The 20,060-nt window shown below is 37.6% G+C and carries 14 protein-coding genes; 7 read left to right on the top strand and 7 right to left on the bottom strand.

What is annotated here, in order from left to right; genetic code table 11:
• Positions 1–234: 234 nt before the first annotated feature.
• From AAC851_RS05720 to fahA, 3 genes are read right to left on the bottom strand one after another with little or no spacing between them, the layout of a single operon-like run.
• Positions 235–783: a VOC family protein gene (locus tag AAC851_RS05720; RefSeq protein WP_100833307.1), complete on the bottom strand. Its 549-nt coding sequence runs from the start codon at positions 781–783 to the stop codon at positions 235–237.
• 20 nt (positions 784–803) lie between these two features.
• Entirely contained in the window at positions 804–1,436 is a 633-nt protein-coding gene (maiA, locus tag AAC851_RS05715; RefSeq protein ID WP_100833308.1) for a maleylacetoacetate isomerase, read from the bottom strand.
• Positions 1,423–2,730: a fumarylacetoacetase gene (fahA, locus tag AAC851_RS05710; RefSeq protein ID WP_340600644.1), complete on the bottom strand. Its 1,308-nt coding sequence runs from the start codon at positions 2,728–2,730 to the stop codon at positions 1,423–1,425. Before fahA ends, maiA begins: the two co-directional genes overlap by 14 nt.
• 354 nt (positions 2,731–3,084) lie before the next feature.
• On the opposite strand from fahA, the gene AAC851_RS05705 reads away from it, so the two are divergent.
• From AAC851_RS05705 to AAC851_RS05675, 7 genes are all read left to right on the top strand, one after another.
• A complete protein-coding gene (locus AAC851_RS05705) occupies positions 3,085–4,470 on the top strand; it encodes an amino acid permease (protein ID WP_335961830.1) in 1,386 nt (461 codons plus the stop codon).
• A 126-nt stretch (positions 4,471–4,596) separates the two neighbouring features.
• Positions 4,597–5,811 carry an amino acid aminotransferase gene (locus AAC851_RS05700; protein WP_340600643.1) on the top strand — a complete coding sequence of 405 codons (1,215 nt, stop codon included), beginning with the start codon at positions 4,597–4,599 and terminating at the stop codon, positions 5,809–5,811.
• A 182-nt stretch (positions 5,812–5,993) separates the two neighbouring features.
• Positions 5,994–8,372: an EcoAI/FtnUII family type I restriction enzme subunit R gene (hsdR, locus tag AAC851_RS05695; protein WP_340600642.1), complete on the top strand. Its 2,379-nt coding sequence runs from the start codon at positions 5,994–5,996 to the stop codon at positions 8,370–8,372.
• A gap of 54 nt (positions 8,373–8,426) precedes the next feature.
• Positions 8,427–9,902: a type I restriction-modification system subunit M gene (locus AAC851_RS05690; RefSeq protein WP_340600641.1), complete on the top strand. Its 1,476-nt coding sequence runs from the start codon at positions 8,427–8,429 to the stop codon at positions 9,900–9,902.
• A gap of 15 nt (positions 9,903–9,917) precedes the next feature.
• Positions 9,918–12,341 (top strand): restriction endonuclease subunit S, encoded by a 2,424-nt coding sequence (locus tag AAC851_RS05685; protein ID WP_340600640.1) that lies wholly within the window; start codon positions 9,918–9,920, stop codon positions 12,339–12,341.
• A gap of 147 nt (positions 12,342–12,488) precedes the next feature.
• Positions 12,489–13,073: a toll/interleukin-1 receptor domain-containing protein gene (locus AAC851_RS05680; protein ID WP_340600639.1), complete on the top strand. Its 585-nt coding sequence runs from the start codon at positions 12,489–12,491 to the stop codon at positions 13,071–13,073.
• Positions 13,067–14,482 (top strand): SIR2 family protein, encoded by a 1,416-nt coding sequence (locus tag AAC851_RS05675; RefSeq protein WP_005403168.1) that lies wholly within the window; start codon positions 13,067–13,069, stop codon positions 14,480–14,482. The genes AAC851_RS05680 and AAC851_RS05675 overlap by 7 nt, the downstream gene beginning before the upstream one ends.
• Positions 14,483–14,485: 3 nt before the next feature.
• Here AAC851_RS05675 and AAC851_RS05670 read toward each other — a convergent pair whose 3' ends face one another.
• The 4 genes from AAC851_RS05670 to AAC851_RS05655 form a co-directional block, all read right to left on the bottom strand.
• Entirely contained in the window at positions 14,486–15,181 is a 696-nt protein-coding gene (locus AAC851_RS05670) for a TIR domain-containing protein (protein WP_115736044.1), read from the bottom strand.
• Positions 15,182–15,369: 188 nt separating this feature from the next.
• Complete coding sequence (locus AAC851_RS05665; RefSeq protein ID WP_004638040.1) at positions 15,370–16,653, bottom strand: ribonucleotide-diphosphate reductase subunit beta; 1,284 nt, start codon at positions 16,651–16,653, stop codon at positions 15,370–15,372.
• Positions 16,654–16,792: 139 nt separating this feature from the next.
• Complete coding sequence (locus AAC851_RS05660; protein ID WP_005081321.1) at positions 16,793–16,921, bottom strand: hypothetical protein; 129 nt, start codon at positions 16,919–16,921, stop codon at positions 16,793–16,795.
• A gap of 74 nt (positions 16,922–16,995) precedes the next feature.
• A complete protein-coding gene (locus AAC851_RS05655) occupies positions 16,996–19,830 on the bottom strand; it encodes a ribonucleoside-diphosphate reductase subunit alpha (protein WP_125501197.1) in 2,835 nt (944 codons plus the stop codon).
• Positions 19,831–20,060 lie beyond the last annotated feature (230 nt).

Below are 20,060 nucleotides of genomic sequence, written 5' to 3'. Positions count from 1 at the left end.
ATAGGTGAATTGCATAAGCATACAATGCTTTGCGCTGAGATAGTATTGTGTTTGTCGCAAAACAGAGGACAAGATTTCTGTGTCAGCGCAGCCAACATTTGACCATAAAAAAATCGACATTGAAGCAAATCTACTCCAATGTCGATCAATCTTACATTTATGCTGTGAATCGATGCGTTGACATGAATTTTGTGATTACATCTTTCAATTGCATCCTATTCACAAGAATCATGCTTAGACGCCTAATTCTTCTTCATGCAGGAAGTGCGTATGTTGAGGGGCACGTTTGGTTCTGCTCCATTCCTCTAGCATTTCGGTTTTCATCTCTTCAGTAATACGCGCAATCTTGGCATCGGCATGACTATCATTATAAGTGAGTTCTAAACGATGACCATTTGGATCAAAGAAATAAATCGAATGGAAAATGCCATGATTGGTCACGCCAAGGACTTTTACACCATTTGCTTCAAGATGTTCTTTGGCTCTTAACAATGTTGCCTGGTCTTCAACTTCAAAGGCAATATGTTGTACCCATTGAGGAGTGTTCTCATCACGTCCCATTTCAGGCTGTGTTGGTAACTCAAAGAAGGCTAAAACATTCCCTTGACCTGCATCGAGGAATAAATGCATATAAGGGTCAAAGGCTTTGGTTGAAGGGACATGATCTTCAGCAAATGCCAAAATAAAATCCATATTCAACATGGTTTTGTACCATTCCACTGTTTCTTTGGCATCTTTGCAGCGGTAGGCAACGTGGTGAATCTTTTTAATTGCAAATGTCATGATAAAGCTCCTTTTTATCTTTATTCCCAATCGGGTTGTTGTTCAGGGGCAGCTTGATGAAATGCTGGAAGCGCCATGCAGTGTTGATAAATCGATTCAATTTTTGGAAATCCGCTCAAATCTACTTTAAAACGTTTAGCGTTATAGACTTGTGGGATCAAACAGCAATCGGCAAAAGTTGCTTGTGTACCAAAACAAAACTGACCATTGGATTGGCTAAGTTGCGCCTCTAAGCTATGAAAACCTTCGATAATCCAATGCTGATACCAGTGATTTTTTTGAATATCACTGAGCGCAAGCTCATTTTGTAAGTATTTCAGCACTCTTAGATTGTTGAGTGGATGAATATCACAAGCGATGGCTTGGGCAAATGCACGCACTTTAGCGCGATCTGCAAGATCCGTTGGTAATAAAGCAATCGCTGGATAGGCTTCTTCCAGATATTCCAAGATACTGATGGACTGGAGTAAAGGCTGATCTGCATCCATGAGGGTAGGTACCAACTGACTTGGATTGAGTGCTTGATAATCTGCCAGTTGTTGCTCATTTTTCACCAGATGCACTGCCTGCGTGTCATAGGCAAGTGCTTTTAGGTTGAGCGCAATTCGTACCCGAAAGGCGGCTGAACTACGGAAATAGCTATACAGTTTCATAGCTCACTTCCTCAGTTTCCTGAAAGTCAAAGCGGTGTGCTGCAAGAATGGTATTTTCGACTTGGCCAAAACCAATACGAATACCATCTTTTTCACAGTGACCCTTCATAATGACGCGATCACCATCTTCCAAGAAGCCACGCTGCTCACCATTGGCAAGGGTAAGTGGTTTGGTGGTATTCCATGTCAGCTCAAGCAAACTACCATAAGAATCTTCCGTTGGTCCGGAGATCGTACCTGAACCCATTAGATCACCAACTTGGACATTACAACCTGCAATGGTGTGGTGAGTGAGTTGTTGTGCCATCGACCAGTACATATATTTAAAGTTGGTCTGACAGATCACATCGGCAGTTCGTGATTTCGGGCTTTGAATTTCGACACTGAGCTGGATGTCGTAACTGTTGGCGATATTTTCTTGTAAATAGCTGAGAGGCTGCGGTTGTTGTACTGGACCTTTGACTTTGAAAGGTTCCAATGCATCCATGGTCACTACCCACGGTGAGATCGCGCTGGCAAAAGTTTTGGCATTAAATGGTCCTAATGGCACGTATTCCCATTGTTGGATATCACGTGCAGACCAGTCATTTAATAACACCATACCAAAAATATGATCCCAAGCATCTTCAATCGCTATGGGCTGACCTAAGCTTGTTGGTTTACCCACGATAAATGCAGTTTCTAACTCAAAATCGAGTTTACGTGTTGCAGAGAAAACTGGACGCTCGCTATTTGGTAATTTGATCTGTCCAGATGGACGGACAATATCAGTACCACTCACAATCACAGAACTGGCACGACCGTTATAACCGACTGGTAACTCACTCCAGTTAGGTAATAGGGCATTCTTTGGGTCTCTGAACATGGTACCGACATTAGTGGCATGTTCTTTAGATGAATAAAAATCGGTATAGCCTGGAACATGGATTGGTAAGTGTAAAGTTACCGCATTTTGTGGACGTAAAACTAAAGTACGTAGTTCCGCATTGTCACGCAGGGTTGGACTGTTGGCAGACAACAAGCTTTGTAAGGTCTGACGCACGTATTGCCAGTTGTGTTTACCTGATTCGATAAAAGCGTTCAGTGTTGGCTGATTGAAATAATCTTGATTTCCTTCAATTTTTAATAAGCCATGTGCTGTTAAGGCTGCAAGGTCAAGTACCCAGTCACCAATTGCTACACCCACACGTTTATGTGCTGGGTTGCTTTCACTAAAAATTCCATAAGGCAAATTATGAATTGTGAAATCAGATTGTGAGTCAATCTCAAGAAAAGAGGTTAAATGCTGTGTCATGAGTTTGCCTTCCTTGTCTTAATTTTGTCTGGATTTACCATAAATATTTTTTGAGTCTTGATTAGATATCTGAAAAACAAGGCTAAATTTAAAAATCATCGTGCTTGTTATGCTTCATCAAGGCTCTGAACCGTAGCTGATCATTTCTATCATACTGAAAATAATTAATTACGCAATACATAATTTAATTACATATTTCATAATTGTTGTTATTTGTTGAATTTTCTGTTTATATGCGCGGTTATGAGAAAAGTGAATCAATTATTTTTTGATCAACACTAGGCATTTCTGATTAATTTATGATATACGTAATTTTGGATAAGAAAATTACGTGACAAGGATGAGAATAATCATATGTCAAATCAACAGCAAGGAAACCTGAAACACGGTTTGAGCAATCGGCACATCCAGCTTATCGCGCTAGGTGGGGCAATTGGTACAGGGTTATTTCTCGGTATCTCTCAATCGATTAAGCTCGCAGGTCCGTCCGTCATCTTGGGTTATGCAATCGCAGGATTTATTGCATTCATGATGATGCGACAGTTAGGTGAAATGGTGGTTCAAGAGCCTGTGAGTGGTTCTTTTAGTCATTTTGCACACAAATATTGGGGTTCATTTGCTGGATTTATGTCAGGCTGGAATTATTGGGTACTCAATATTCTGGTCTGTATGGCAGAGCTGACTGCAATTGGACTCTATATTCAATATTGGTGGCCCGAGATTCCAACATGGGCATCCGCATTGGCGTTTTTCCTGTTAATTAACGGTATCAACTTATTACATGTCAAACTCTTTGGCGAAATGGAGTTTTGGTTCTCTATCGTCAAAATTTTAGCCATCTTAGCCATGATTGGCTTCGGTTCTTATTTGTTGGCAACAGGTACAGCAGGTCCACAAGCGGGGATTAGTAACCTTTGGGCATTGGGTGGTTTCTTCCCATTTGGTGTTGAAGGTCTGATCATGGCAATGGCGGTGATTATCTTTGCTTTCGGTGGAATTGAATTGTTTGGTATTACGGCAGCAGAAGCACGTGATCCAGATAAAACTTTACCTAAAGCCGTTAACCAGATTATTTACCGTATCCTGATTTTTTATATCGCTACGTTATTTATTCTGTTTGCATTGTTCCCTTGGAATCAAATGGCAGAAGGCGGTAGTCCTTTTGTGATGGTATTTGCTTCTTTGGACAGTCATGGTGTGGCGACGATGTTGAACTTCGTCATTTTGACTGCTGCTGTTTCGGTATATAACGGTACAAGTTATTGTAGCAGCCGTATGTTGTTAGGTTTGGCTGAACAAGGCAATGCTCCAAAATTCTTAAAGCAGATCAATAAACGTGGTATTCCAACCAATGCGGTATTGGTCTCTGCTTTTGTGACAGTGTTATGTGTAGTGATCAACTACCTGTTCCCACAAAAAGCCTTTGCGTTATTGATGATGTTAGTTGTCGCTGCGATTGTTATTAACTGGATCGTGATTTCATGGACCCATCTCAAGTTCCGTAAAGCGATGCAGACACAAAGACAGACCACTAAATTCCCAAGCATTGCTTATCCATTTAGTAACTATCTGTGTATTGTCTTTATGCTGGGTATTTTAGTCGTGATGTCGCTTTCACCAGATATGCGTATTGCTGTGATGATGATTCCTGCATGGATTCTCTGTCTCATGTTGGCCTATGCAGTGAAGTTACGAAAATTGAAAAATGCTCAACCTAGCGTTGCTTTAGGTACAGATTAATTTCTAATATTTTTGAAAGTCTTTATCAATAGGGCTGAGTCATACTCAGTCCTATATTTTTATTGATCAATTGAATGAAGAACCTCATGTGCATGAGTGTGATTCAATAAAAGGATGAATTGTTTAATGTTTCAACATATCCCACCTTATGCAGGCGATCCAATCCTCTCGTTAATGGAACAGTTTAATGCTGATTCACGCGCTGAAAAGGTTAATTTAAGTATTGGTTTGTATTACAACGAGGACAGTATCGTTCCACAGCTCGATACCATTATCGAAGCGCAGAAACGTATTGCACCTAAAAATACTCAAACCAAACTTTATCTTCCAATGGAAGGTTTCAAACCTTACCGTGATGCGATTCAAGCGTTATTGTTTGGTGCAAATAGCCCTGCAATTCAACAAGGTCGTGTTGCAACCATTCAAACGCTGGGTGGTTCAGGTGCATTAAAAGTGGGTGCAGACTTTTTAAAAACCTATTTCCCAAATTCAGAAGTGTGGGTGAGCCAACCAACATGGGACAACCATGTGGCAATCTTTAACGGTGCTGGCATCAAGAGCAACTTCTACCCATACTTCGATGCAGAAACACGCGGCGTTGATTTTGATGGTATGTTATCAACACTAAAAACTTTGCCAGAACAAAGCATCGTGTTGTTACACCCATGCTGCCACAACCCAACAGGTGCAGATCTAAATCCAGCACAGTGGGATCAAGTGATTGCGGTCTTAAAAGAGCGCAACCTGATTCCATTCCTCGACATCGCTTACCAAGGTTTTGGCGATGGTATGGAGCAAGATGCTTATGCAATTCGTGCTTTAGACCAAGCAGGTTTGAACTTCATCGTCAGCAACTCGTTCTCTAAAATCTTCTCACTTTATGGTGAGCGTGTTGGTGGTTTAACTTTCGTATGTGACGATTCTGAAGCAGCAAAATGCACATTCGGTCAGTTAAAAGCAACGGTACGTCGTATCTACTCTAGCCCACCAACAACTGGTGCATGGTTGGTTGATCAAGTATTAAATGACGCTGATCTGAATCAACAATGGCAAGGCGAAGTTAAAGAGATGCGCGAACGTATTATCAAAATGCGTAGCATCTTAAAAGATGAGTTGAGCAAAGCGCTTCCTGACCGTGACTTTAGCTACCTTGTAAACCAAAAAGGCATGTTCAGCTACACAGGTTTGACAGGCGAACAAGTCGATACCTTACGCGAAGAGTATGCCATTTACCTTGTGCGCAGTGGTCGTATCTGCGTTGCAGGTCTCAACATGAACAATGTGTATAAAGTTGCTAAAGCGATGGCAGAAGTTCTAGCGAAATCGGCTATAACAGCTTGAATAGAGAAAAAATAGAGCCTGATGGCTCTATTTTTTTATAATAAATATTAGGTAAAAGACAGATGGTTTGATATTTATATTGGTTAATATCTATTTTGTCATAGGCATTAATTATTGATTAACTATCAAAACTTTGCAAAATTCTTTATTCTAATTATAAAGATCAAATATATGGCTTTAGAATGGATAAGAAGAAACTATCAGAACGAGATATATGCAGTAAATTTATTAATCCTGCATTAGAACTAGCAGGATGGACTGCACATCAAATCCGTGAAGAAGTAACTTTTACCAATGGTCAAATCATGGTGCGTGGGAAGCTATACACTCGTGGTGAGCGTAAACGTGCCGATTATGTTCTTTACTATAAGAAAAATATTCCTTTAGCGATTATTGAGGCTAAAGATAACAATCATAGTGTTGGAGCTGGTATGCAACAGGCTTTAGCCTATGCTGATTGTTTACAAGTGCCTTTTATTTTTTCGAGTAATGGAGATGGGTTCTTATTCCACGATCAAACAGGATTATTTGGAAAAGTTGAACAAGAATTAGGACTAGATGAGTTTCCTTCACCAGAACGTCTATGGAAACTTTATGAGCAACATAAAGGATTAACAACGCCAGAGTCAAAGCAAATTGTTGAATACCCATATTATGATGATGGCTCAGGACGTATACCACGTTATTACCAAGTAAATGCAATTAATAAAACTATTGAGGCAATTGCACGTGGTCAAAATCGTATTTTACTTGTGATGGCGACAGGTACAGGTAAAACCTATACAGCTTTTCAAATTATATGGAGGCTATGGAAGGCTGGTGCAAAAAAACGGATTTTATTTTTAGCAGATCGAAATATTTTAGTAGACCAAACTAAAAATAAAGATTTTAAACCTTTTGGTCAGAAAATGACAAAAATATCAAAGAGAATGATTGATAAGAGTTATGAAATCTATCTTTCGCTTTATCAGGCTGTAACAGGTTCAGAAGAAGAAAAAAATATTTATAAACAGTTTACTCCTGAATTCTTTGACTTAATTGTGATTGATGAATGCCATCGGGGAAGTGCTAAAGAAGATTCATCATGGCGTGAAATTTTAGAATACTTTAATTCAGCTACTCATGTTGGTTTAACGGCTACCCCAAAAGAGACCAAAGACACTTCAAATATTACATATTTTGGTGATCCTGTTTATACCTATACGTTGAAACAAGGGATTCAAGATGGTTTCCTTGCACCTTATAAAGTTGTGCGTATCGATATAGATAAAGACCTACAAGGATGGCGACCAGAAAAAGGCAAAAAGGATCAGCATGGCAATGAAATTACTGATCGCATCTATAACCTTAAAGATATGGATAAAGGGCTTGTTTTAAAGAGTCGTACAGAACTTGTTGCTCAAAAAATTACAGAGTTTTTAGTTAATACAGATCCTTATGCCAAAACAATTGTGTTTTGTGATGATATTGATCATGCAGAACGGATGCGTCAAGCATTGGTTAATTTGAATCCTGAGCGAGTTAAAGAAAACCGTAAATTTGTCATGCGTATTACAGGCGATGATAAAGAGGGTAAGGCTGAACTGGATAACTTTATTAATCCTGAAGAACGCTATCCTGTCATAGCAACAACATCTAAATTAATGACCACAGGTGTAGATTCTGAAACTTGTAAACTGATCGTGCTTGATCAGCATATTAAGTCTATGACTGAGTTTAAACAGATGATTGGTCGTGGTACGCGTATTAATGAAGAGTTCGGAAAAACTTGGTTTACGATTATGGATTTCAAAAAGGCGACAGAGCTTTTTAGTGATCCAGCTTTTGATGGTGAGCCTGTTGTCATTTATGAACCTAAACCTGATGAACCTGTAGTACCACCCGATGAGCCAGATATTGAAGATGAAGGTGATGAGACAGATTATCCTGATGATGATTCAACAACAGGTGGTACTTCTGGTGGTGAAGATACTGGTGGAGGTGATGGTGAACCACCAAGAAAATTCTATGTAAATGATGTTGCTGTTAATGTGATTGGAGAGCGAGTTCAGTTTTATGATAACGATGGAAAATTAGTGACTGAATCTCTGAAAGATTATACTCGTCAGCATATTTTAAAAGACTATGAATCTTTAGATGCATTTTTAAGAAAATGGAAAGGTGCTGATAAGAAGTCGCTCATAATTGATGAGTTCAAAAAGCAGGGTGTAATTTTTGAAGCATTAGAGGATGAGGTTGGTAAAGATTTTGATCCATTCGATATGATTTGCCACATTGCTTTCGATCAGCCAGCTTTAACTAAAAAAGAACGTGCAAATAATGTGCGTAAACGTAACTATTTCACCAAATATAATGATCAGGCTCGTCAGGTACTAGATGCATTACTAGATAAATATGCAGATCAAGGGATTGAGCCAATTGAAGATGTAAAGGTTTTACAAATTCCTCCGTTTAATCAAATGGGATCAATCATTGAAATTATTCAGTCATTTGGGTCGGTTGAAGCGTATACAAATGCTTTAAAAGAATTAGAAGATCACTTATATGAGGATGCATCTTAACGGTCTGATTGATACAATTGCAGCCAAATTTTTAAAATCTAATGCAGTTGTTATATGAGCATCTCAGGAACAATTAAATCTATCCAAGATACCATGCGTGAAGATGTCGGTGTTGATGGAGACGTACAACGTCTTGGGCAGTTGGTGTGGATGTTGTTCCTGAAGGTTGTTGATGACCGAGAAAATGAACTGGCAACTTTCGCTTTATTGGAGGGGAGCACTTTTAAATCTCCGATTCCTGAAAAATTCCGTTGGCGCAATTGGGCTGCGAATGATGAAGGTATGACAGGAGATGAGCTTAAAGATTTCATCGACAATGAATTGTTCCCAGCATTACAAAATCTAGCTGTTGAAAATGACGATCCACGCGCTCGTGTAGTACAAAATGTATTTGTTGATGCATATAACTATATGAAATCTGGCGGTTTGATTCGTAAAGTAATTAACCAGATTCAAAAGGGCTTTGATTTTAATAAATCTAAAGAACGTCATGCTTTCGGTGATATTTACGAACAGTTATTACGTGATTTACAAGCTGCTAAGAACTCAGGTGAGTTTTATACTCCACGTGCAGTCACAACTTTTATGGCACAGATGATCGATCCTCAATTAAGTGAATCTGTGCTTGATCCTGCGTGCGGTACTGGTGGATTCCTTACTTCTGCAATTGAACATAAACGCGAAAATTATGTTCAAACTGCTGAAGATGAAAAGATATTACAAAATAGTATTTACGGAATAGAAAAGAAGCCTTTGCCGCATTTGCTATGTACAACTAATATGATTTTGCATGGTATTGATGTACCTGTACAAATCCGTAGAGACAATACTTTATCGTATCCTTTGATTTCATGGGGAACAGATAAACGTGTAGATGTAGTTCTGACTAACCCTCCATTTGGTGGTACTGAAGAACAAGGCATTGAAAAGAATTTTCCTTCAAAATTCCAGACTCGTGAAACTGCCGATTTATTTATGGTGTTGATCATTCAGCTTTTAAAAGCTCATGGTCGTGCAGCAGTAGTATTACCAGATGGCTTTATGTTTGGAGAGGGTATCAAAACTGCGATTAAAGAAAAATTAATGGCAGACTGTAATCTTCATACGATTATTCGTTTACCTAAGTCTGTATTTGCGCCTTATACATCGATTAGTACTAATATTTTGTTCTTTAGCAAAGGTAAGAAAACAGAACATGTATGGTTTTATGCGCATCAATTGCCACAAGGTGTAAAAGCCTATAACAAAACCAAACCGCTTCAGCTTAAAGAGTTCGATACTTTAAAAGCATGGTGGGGTAAAGAAAGTGATGGCTTTGCAAGCCGTATAGAAAATGAACAGGCATGGAAAGTCTCACTTCAAGATATTATTGATCGTGGCTATAACCTTGATATTAAAAATCCTCATCAGGTTGAAGAGGATATAAAAGACCCTAAAGAGCTTTTAGCTAAGTATGAAAGTCTTGAGGCTGAGGTTGCTAAAATACGTCAGCAATTAAAAGTAATTTTAGATGAAGCTTTAGGTCAATAGTTAGGGATGAGTAAGATGACAGATGTTAAAAAACTCATTACTGAGCATTTAGATATTTGGTTGACAGCAGAAACTGAGAAAAAGTCGGGGCGTGGGCGTAGTTCAGGTTCAAATGATACGATTTATGGCATTCAGAAATTACGTGAATTAATTTTGGAATTGGCTTTCCTTGGTAAATTGGTACCTAATGGAAAAAAACCTTTTAATTTGTTAGAACAAATTTTAAGTGAGCAAAATGAATTAGTAAAAAATAAAATTTTAAAAAAGACTACAAATATAAATATTCTAGAAAATAGTGAATTTGACTATTCTTTGCCTAATACATGGGTTCTATTAAAACTAGGTGATTCAGGTTATAACTTAGGACAAAAAATTCCTACTTCCAAATTTTCTTATATTGATGTGTCTGCAATTAATAGTCTTTATGGACGTGTAGAAAATCAATCAATTTTAAATGCTGAGGATGCACCTTCACGAGCACGTAAGATAGTGGGGATTGGTACGGTTATATATTCTACGGTTAGACCTTATCTCAACAATATTGCCGTCATTGATGAGGTTTTTGAGTACGAACCTATTGCAAGTACAGCTTTTGCTGTAATCCATCCATATAAGATTATTGATTCTTATTATTTATTTTATTACTTACGTAGTCCTTTGTTTATAAAATATGTTGAGTCGCAACAAGTAGGGATTGCTTATCCTGCTATTAATGATAAGCAATTCTTCAGTGGGTTATTACCAATTCCACCATTAGAAGAACAAAAACGTATCGTTAGTAAAGTTGATGAATTGATGCAACTATGTGATCAACTCGAACATCAGCAAAATTTAAGTTCGGAAGCGCACGATCAATTAGTTGATACATTGTTGAGTGTTTTGATTAATTCATCCGACGTTGAAGAGTTCCAACAGAATTGGCAACGTATTTCAGAAAACTTTGATCTGCTATTTACTACTGAATACAGTATCGAACAGCTAAAGCAAACGATTTTGCAGTTGGCTGTGATGGGTAAGTTGGTAAAACAAGACCCTAAGGATGAACCAGCAAGTGAGTTACTTGAACGAATTGCTGAAGAGAAAGCGAAATTAGTAAAAGAAGGGAAGATTAAGAAGTCTAAGCCTTTGCCTGAAATAATAGATGGAGAAAAGCCCTTTGAATTGCCTAAGGGATGGTCGTGGTCTTATTTGGAAGATATTTCATTGCTAATAACAAAAGGTTCTTCACCTAAATGGCAAGGAATAAGTTATGTTGAAAAAGGTATATTATTCATTACCAGTGAAAATGTAGGCTCTTATTCTTTGATATTAGATAAAAAGAAGTATGTTGAAGAAAAATTCAATCAAATTGAACCAAGATCAATTTTACAAAAAAATGATTTCTTGATGAACATTGTTGGTGGGTCTATCGGAAGGACTGCAATTTATGATTTAGATGAAACTTCTAATATTAATCAAGCAGTTTGTCTTTTAAGATTATTAATAAGTTATCTAGATAAAAATTTTCTATTACATTTTTTTAATTCTGAAATTTGTAAAAACTATATGTTTGATAAGCAAGTTGATAATGCTAGGCCCAATTTGAGCATGGGCAATATTGCTAAATTTATAATGCCTATACCACCTTTATGTGAACAAAAACGTATTGTGGAAAAAATTAATCAACTCTTTTCTATGATTGAGAAGCTACGAACTCTTCAAGGTAAACTACAAAGAACAAAACTTAATTTAGCGGATAGTTTGGTTGCTAATGCTTTGAGTGATTCAAACGATAAAAGTAAGTTTGAAGTTGCAGATAAAATTGTCCAGTTTGAAAAGCCAATTGAGGCTATTAAGCAATCGAAACAAAAAAGTACTGACCAAATTGATTTATTTACAGATGAAAGTGTTGACGATGATGTGAAGCTTTTATCTCTAGCTGCTGAAATCACTTTTCAATTGCATACAGAGCCAACTTTTGGTCATCTAAAGCTACAAAAATTGATTTACTTATGCCAACAGTTAAAGCATATGGATTTAGCTGCTGATTTTAAACAACATGCCGCTGGTCCATATGATCCAGTTATGGCACGTTATTTAGATAAAAAGTTTAAAGATCATGAGTGGTTTAGTTACGATCCTAAGCGAGATTTAAAGTACAAACCTCTCAGTAGATGTAATGATCATAGATCTGCATTTAATAAGTATTTTGCTAAAGAAACATCAGATATTTATGCGCTAATCGGACTTTTTAGAACAAGTAAATCTGACCATATAGAAATTGTAGCAACATTGTTTGCTTGTTGGCTGCGTTTGCTTGAGAACAAGCAATCTGTTACTGAAGAACAGCTTTTGAAAGATTTTTATGCTTGGTCGGAAGAGAAGAAAGGGTTTGGTAAAAATGAAGTGTTGAATGGGTTTAAGTGGATGAAAGTTCACTCTATTACGCCTAAATTATAACTTTAAATAAATAGTCATATTTTATTGATTAAAACTGCTATAGAGGTGGCGATTTTTTTAGAATAGGTTTTATAATTTATTAATAATATTGAATTTTTCACATGTAACTCCATATAATTATGAATTAAAACATTGTATGGAGTTTTTGTGGCTTTTTTTACAAAGGATTTTATATCAAAATATTCAGATAAAACGAGAAGATATTCTTTTGAATCTTACAATGATCTTTTAAATGAATCAATTAAAGAACAAAGCGCATTAAGAAATTATGATGTTTTTCTTTCACACTCTGTCAAAGATGCCAAAACTGTCTTAGGTGTCAAAAACTGGCTTGAAGCAAATGGAATGAATGTCTATGTTGATTGGATTGATGACAAGCAACTAGATAGATCTCAAGTAACTAGTAGAACAGCTGAAACTCTACGTAATAGAATGCGACAATCCTCTTGTTTACTTTATATAGCAACAGATAACTCATCCCAATCTAAGTGGATGCCATGGGAATTAGGGTATTTTGATGGGTATAGTATTGGTAAAGTAGCCATCTTACCAATTTTGAATTCTGAAGATGATTACTTTTATGGACAAGAATATCTGGGATTATACCCTTCTGTTAAAAACTGGACTCATCGCGACATAGGTATTTATGGGATCGATAAAGGCTATATTCCTATAAATGGTAAATTAGTTGACCTTTCAAAATTTATTAAAGAGAGTCCTTATCAATGGTAACTAAAGCAAGTTTAATTAGAAACTTAGTTAAAGAATTACAAGCAGACAATCTAGCTATTTTTGCTGGTGCTGGATTATCTAAGCCAGCTGGATTTGTTGATTGGAAGAATTTATTACGAGAGGTTGCTGAAGAGTTAGATTTAGATATTGAAAAAGAATCAGATTTAGTAACGCTTGCGCAATATCATGTAAACTCAAAAAGAAATAATCGAGCTAAAATAAATCAGGTTATTATTGATGAATTTTCAAAAGATATAAGTATTACTGAGAATCATAGAATTCTTGCCAGATTGCCAATTTCTACATATTGGACAACAAATTATGATAATTTAATTGAAAAATCTTTAAGTGAAATAAGAAAAGTTGTAGATATTAAACATGAGCCTATTCAATTGCTAACATCGTTGAGAAAACGAGACGTTGTAATATATAAAATGCATGGCGATTATTTACACCCTACGAAAGCTATTATTATTAAAGATGATTATGAAAAATATCTTTTAAATAATGGAGAGTTCTATACGGCTTTAAGAGGTGATTTGTTAACTAAAAAATTTTTATTTTTGGGGTTTAGTTTTGCCGACCCTAATATCGATTATATTCTAGGAAAAATACGCGCATCATATTCGGAACATCATCAAACCCATTATTGTATATTAAAAAGAGTTCAAAGGCTGGAAAATGAAGAGCTCGCTGATTTTGAGTATAGAGAGAGAAAGCAGAAATATTTTATTGATGATTTGCAAAGGGTTGGTGTTGAGACTTTATTAGTTAAGGAATATTCTGAGATAACAGATATCTTAATTGCGGTTGAAAGAGAGTTTAAAAGGAAAACAATTTTTATTTCAGGTGCAGCTCATGATTTTTCACCTTTCTCTAAAGAAAATGTTGAAAAGTTCATTTTTGAATTATCTAAAGAAATCATAAAATTAGATTTTAGAATTGTTACTGGTTTTGGTTTGGGAATAGGAAGTTCTGTGATAGCAGGTGCTATTGAAGAACTGCTTTTAAGTGGTAAAAGGATTACTGAAGATGAATTAATTTTACGACCATTTCCTCAGACTACTTCGGGTGAAAAGAATTTAGGAGAGCTATGGAGTGCTTATAGAAAAGATATGATTTCTTTTGCTGGAATATCACTGTTTCTTTTTGGTAATAAATATGATCAGAAAACTGAGAAAGTTATTGATTCTAGTGGAATGATTGAAGAGTTCGAAATTGCAAAAGCAAATAATTGTGTACTACTTCCTATAGGTGCTACAGGAAGTATGGCACAAAAATTAGCTGATAAAGTATTGGAGCAAAATTTACAGCCTTCAATTTCACTAGATAGTGTTAATGAAAAAATTACAGATTTAGAAGTATTGAAAGAACGTATTTTAGAAATTTTAAAATCACTTAAAAAGTAGACTTTAAAATACAAAATCGTCGCATAACATTTTACTTATATCAAAATCTTCAATAATTTCACGTTTTCTAGTGGCATTATCAAGATAAATGGAAGGGTTTTTAATAAAATCCTGCCATTTTACTGATTCAATATAGGAGTGATCCCCAGTATATACAGGGGAACTACTATGTTGGTCACAGTCTGATTCAACCTTTTTTTTGTGATTAAAAGTATTCTTTCTCAATACTGGAAACAAGAAATTTGTTTTTAGAGTCCGACAGTTGCAGTAGCTACAAGTATTGTCTTCAATGTAATAATCATATTTTCCATTTTTGTCAGGTAAGACTACCATTAACATACCATTTGGACGGCTTACTCTGTCACCAATAGTTTTATTTCTAAGAGAGTAAGATATTTCCCATGGTATCCATTGGTCTTTTTCACTTTCTAAAAGGTTTTTCATATTAGGTGAAATAATTACTAAAGTAATACTACTATCGAAAATTTTCTTTTTTAACTTTGTTTCAATTGTACTATCGGCAAAGTCACTTAAATCTTCGCCATCATTTTCACCTTTATAAATTTCATCATTTTCATTAAGAAGATCTTGTAAGGCTGTTACATAATCTCGTGATTTGGTTGTTTCCCAAATGTTATCGGTAAGTGATAAGACATTAGTATCTGCATATTTATATGAAACAAAAATTTTTCTACTCATGTTTTTCTCATATATCAATTTTAAGAGCATTTTTTTGATTAAAAAAGAGCCTATTATTTAGACTCTTTTTTGAGGGGGATTTCATTTGTCGCTTAGGAAAACAGATACGCTGCCTTGCGAACGTAAATGTAACAATCTCGAAATACGTGTCAAAAATCTCACATTATCTGTCATTCAGCGGCTATAGCTTACCAGCTCAACGCACCACCAGTTTGGTAGTCAGTTACACGTGTTTCAAAGAAGTTCTTCTCTTTACGCAAGTCCATCATTTCTGACATCCACTGGAATGGATTGGTCACACCAGCAAACTGCTCAGGCAAACCAAGTTGCGCTAAACGACGGTTACAGATGAACTTCAAGTATTCTTCCATCATGCTCGCATTCATACCCAATACACCACGTGGCATCGTGTCACGCGCATATTCGATCTCAAGCATCGTACCTTCAAGAATCATTTGAATCACTTCTTGTTGGAAAGTCGCTGTCCACAAGTGTGGGTTCTCGATCTTGATCTGGTTGATCATGTCGATACCAAAGTTCAAGTGCATTGATTCATCACGTAAGATGTATTGGAATTGCTCAGCAACACCATTCATCTTGTTACGACGACCCATACTCAAGATTTGTGTAAAACCACAGTAGAAGAAGATGCCTTCAAGTACACAATAGAACGCGATCAAGTTACGAAGTAAAATCTGATCGTTTTCAGGCGTGCCTGTATGGAAAGTAGGGTCACTCAAAGACTGTGTATATTTCAAGCCCCAAGCTGCTTTACGCGCAACAGATGGAACTTCACGATACATGTTAAAGACTTCACCTTCATCCATGCCCAATGATTCAATACAGTATTGATATGCATGGGTATGAATTGCTTCTTCAAATGCTTGACGCAAAATGTATTGGCGGCATTCAGGGTTCGTGATATGACGGTAGATCGCCAATACTAAGTTGTTTGCAACCAATGAATCTGCGGTCGAGAAGAAACCTAAAGAACGCATGATGATGGTACGCTCATCTTCAGTTAAGCCATTTTCTGACTTCCAAAGCGCGATATCATGGTTCATGTTGACTTCTTGCGGCATCCAGTGGTTTGCACACCCGTCAAGATACTTCTGCCAAGCCCACTCATATTTAAATGGAACAAGTTGGTTTAAGTCCGCACGACAGTTGATCATCGCTTTATCATCAACTTGTACACGTTGAGCACCCATTTCCAACTCTTCTAAACCAGGCGCAACATCCAAATGTTCTAAGGCTTCAGATGCTCGAGCCAACGAATCGGTTGGATTTGTTGATCTGCTGGTATTGGTTCCAGCGGGTTGTGGAGCTGCCACGCGCGGCGATGATGGCTCTGTAGGAGGTACCATCTGCGTATTAACCGTTTTTTGCGAGTCGAGGGACGCAGACTTGTGTTCAGGTGTAGTCGGTTTTTGCGTATCATCTTCAAAATCGTCCCAACTTAGGATAGACATTTTCGTTCTCTCTTCGTTGTATATAGCTGTTATCGATATCTCTCAACAAAGATATCTGTAATATACGTTTATATTGTGTAAGCAAAATTAAGTTTTACTGATTGAGCTTCAGTTTCTTGATGATTGAAATTCACAACCCTTAAGACTTATTTTGCTTACGCTGTTGTTTACGAATGGCTAAAAATGCATAGACCATTGGTATATAAAAGAAAATAAAGGCAAAGATCAGAACAGCTAATCCCAACATATAGTTATGAGTCATATTCATCCCACTCTTTGCCTCAATATATTTTAATCTTTGAACCCTTCTTATTATAAAGAAGGGTTCATTATTAGATTAAATTACTGACAAGCCTCACAGTCTGGATTGTCAATTGAACATGCCATTGGTACTGGAGCCGCTGTAGTGAAACCATCTTCTTCAACTTGAGCTTCTGGTTTCTTATCTTCAACTGCTTGTGCTGCAACCACGGGAGCTTCAACTGATGCAGGTTTTACTGCATTGAGCGCGCCTGTATTGATGGTTGACTTCTCAGCAGAAGTTGCACCTAACGCTCGGAGGTAATAAGTGGTTTTAAGACCACGTAACCATGCCATCTTATAAGTGATATCAAGCTTCTTACCATTTGCACCAGCGATGTAAAGGTTAAGTGACTGTGCTTGATCAATCCATTTTTGACGACGTGATGCAGCATCGACGATCCAGCGTGTATCAACTTCAAAAGCTGTCGCGAAGATCGCTTTTAATTCTTCAGGAATACGTGCAATCTTCTGAACTGAACCTTCAAAGTGTTTCAGATCATTCACCATCACTGTATCCCATAGACCACGTTCTTTTAATGCACGAACGAGGTATGGGTTAATTACAGTGAACTCACCAGAAAGGTTAGATTTCACATACAAGTTCTGGAATGTCGGCTCAATCGACTGAGACACACCACAAATGTTTGAAATGGTTGCAGTTGGAGCAATCGCCATCACATTGGAGTTACGCATACCGTCTTTTTGAACTTTGGCACGTAAAGTGTCCCAGTCTAAACGTTGGGTACGGTCTACTTCGAACATACGTTCTGGACGTGATTTTGCAACTAGCTCTAAAGAGTCAATTGGTAGGATACCTTGATCCCATAATGAACCTTTAAATGTTGAATAAGCACCACGCTCAAGCGCAAGATCGCTTGATGTTTGAATCGCATAGTAGCTGATCACTTCCATTGATTCGTCAGCAAAATCAACTGCCGCATCTGAACCGTAAGCAATACCCATTTCATAGAGTGCATCTTGGAAGCCCATGATGCCCATACCGACAGGGCGGTGCTTCAAGTTTGAGTTTTTCGCTTGTGGTACAGCGTAGTAGTTAATGTCGATTACGTTATCGAGCATACGAACTGCTGTTTTAATCGTACGTGCTAACTTTTCACGATCTAACATACCACCTTGAACGTGTTGTACAAGGTTGATTGAACCTAAGTTACATACCGCGATTTCATCTTGGTTGGTGTTTAACGTGATTTCTGTACACAAGTTCGATGAGTGCACCACGCCAACATGTTGTTGCGGTGAACGTAAATTACATACGTCTTTGAATGTGATCCAAGGGTGACCTGTTTCAAACAACATCGAAAGCATTTTGCGCCATAAGTCTTTGGCACGTACTTTCTTGTGGAGCATGTTTTGTTCTTTTGCGACTGCTTCGTAGTGCGCATAACGCTCAGCAAATTCAGCGCCTGTTAAGTCATGCAAGTCTGGTGTTTCAGAAGGCGTGAATAGTGTCCATTCAGCATCTTCAAATACACGTTGCATGAATAAATCAGGAACCCAGTTTGCTGTGTTCATGTCGTGGGTACGACGACGGTCATCACCTGTGTTCTTACGTAGCTCTAGGAATTCTTCAACGTCCAAGTGCCAAGTTTCTAAGTACGCACAAACCGCACCTTTACGTTTACCACCTTGGTTAACAGCAACTGCGGTATCATTCGCTACTTTAAGGAATGGTACAACACCTTGAGACTTACCGTTGGTGCCTTTGATATAAGAGTTCAAAGCACGTACTGGTGTCCAGTCATTACCTAAACCACCCGCCCATTTAGAAAGCATTGCGTTGTCACGCATCGCACCATAAATGTCATACAGGTCATCACCAATTGTTGTTAAATAACAGCTTGATAATTGTGGACGCAATGTACCTGAGTTAAACAGGGTAGGCGTAGATGCCATGTAATCGAAGCTAGATAATAAGTTATAGAACTCGATTGCGCGCTCTTCTTTATTTTCTTCGTTGAGTGCAAGACCCATCGACACACGCATAAAGAAAAGTTGTGGCAATTCAAAACGTACGCCATTTGAGTGAATGAAGTAACGATCGAATAAAGTTTGAAGACCTAAATAGGTAAATTGGTTTGAGCGTTCTGGTTGGATTGCTGCTGCCAATTTTGCAAGATCAAAATTCAGAAGGTCAGGAGATAGAAGGTCAAGTTCGATCCCTTTTTTCAAGAAGGTTTCTAATGCGTCGCCTTCTAAAGTGTCTGTTGGTAGACCCAAGAACTCTAATCCAGTGCTAACCAGTTCATTACATAATAAACGTGCAGTCACATAAGTATAGTTTGGTTCTTGCTCAATACGGGTACGCGTTGCCATCATCATAGTGGTTGCAACATCGCTTTCTTTTACGCCGTTATATAAATTTTTAACGGTTTCATCCACGATCGCTTGAACATCAATGCCTTCTAAACCTGCACTTGCGGTTTCAATTGTCGCAGTAAGTGCATCGAGATCCAAAGGTTGGAGCTGTCCTTTGGCATCCGTGATTTGTAGGGTCGGGTGATGATTTGCACCAGTTTGCTGACGAGCAGTTGCACGTTGTTCACGATAAATCACATAGGCACGAGCAACTTTTTGTTCGCCAGTGCGCATCAAAGCCAATTCAACTTGGTCTTGGATTTCTTCGATATGAATTGTGCCGCCCGAAGGTAAACGACGGTTAAATGTGTTCATTACCATTTCGGTCAATTGCGTAATACGGTCATGGATGCGACTAGAGTCTGCACCTTGTTGACCTTCAACTGCCAGAAATGCTTTCCCTATCGCAACAGAAATTTTCTCGGCATTAAATGTCGCAATCTCTCCGGTGCGTTTAATGACCTGAAGTTGGCCAGGAGTAGAAGTGATGATGCTCATGTCAGCATAGCTCCATTATCATCTATTTTTATGTTCATAGACCGTTTGAATCGAGCAAAAAGTATGCCACGATATTTGAGGGATAAACACAATACTTAGTGGTTAAAGTTTGTTTTAAACACAAGATACGGGATTTTTACCAGCAGATCAATCCTTGACATTTTACTAAATTTTTTTTCATGTCTTAACTGCTGATTTCACAGGGACATAGCATAACAAAGCGATTTAAA

The sequence above is a fragment of the Acinetobacter sp. HZNU-JH01 genome, assembly GCF_037996845.1.
Taxonomy (GTDB): Bacteria; Pseudomonadota; Gammaproteobacteria; order Pseudomonadales; family Moraxellaceae; genus Acinetobacter; species Acinetobacter haemolyticus.
Note: the sequence above shows the minus strand (reverse complement) of the source record. Positions and strands in the feature narration are given on the sequence as shown.

Coding starts and splice junctions, on each gene's coding strand:
- AAC851_RS05720 (WP_100833307.1), bottom strand. CDS start 783: ATGACATTTGCAATTAAAAAGATTCACCACGTTGCCTACCGCTGCAAA.
- maiA (WP_100833308.1), bottom strand. CDS start 1,436: ATGAAACTGTATAGCTATTTCCGTAGTTCAGCCGCCTTTCGGGTACGA.
- fahA (WP_340600644.1), bottom strand. CDS start 2,730: ATGACACAGCATTTAACCTCTTTTCTTGAGATTGACTCACAATCTGAT.
- AAC851_RS05705 (WP_335961830.1), top strand. CDS start 3,085: ATGTCAAATCAACAGCAAGGAAACCTGAAACACGGTTTGAGCAATCGG.
- AAC851_RS05700 (WP_340600643.1), top strand. CDS start 4,597: ATGTTTCAACATATCCCACCTTATGCAGGCGATCCAATCCTCTCGTTA.
- hsdR (WP_340600642.1), top strand. CDS start 5,994: ATGGATAAGAAGAAACTATCAGAACGAGATATATGCAGTAAATTTATT.
- AAC851_RS05690 (WP_340600641.1), top strand. CDS start 8,427: ATGAGCATCTCAGGAACAATTAAATCTATCCAAGATACCATGCGTGAA.
- AAC851_RS05685 (WP_340600640.1), top strand. CDS start 9,918: ATGACAGATGTTAAAAAACTCATTACTGAGCATTTAGATATTTGGTTG.
- AAC851_RS05675 (WP_005403168.1), top strand. CDS start 13,067: ATGGTAACTAAAGCAAGTTTAATTAGAAACTTAGTTAAAGAATTACAA.
- AAC851_RS05670 (WP_115736044.1), bottom strand. CDS start 15,181: ATGAGTAGAAAAATTTTTGTTTCATATAAATATGCAGATACTAATGTC.
- AAC851_RS05665 (WP_004638040.1), bottom strand. CDS start 16,653: ATGTCTATCCTAAGTTGGGACGATTTTGAAGATGATACGCAAAAACCG.
- AAC851_RS05660 (WP_005081321.1), bottom strand. CDS start 16,921: ATGAATATGACTCATAACTATATGTTGGGATTAGCTGTTCTGATCTTT.
- AAC851_RS05655 (WP_125501197.1), bottom strand. CDS start 19,830: ATGAGCATCATCACTTCTACTCCTGGCCAACTTCAGGTCATTAAACGC.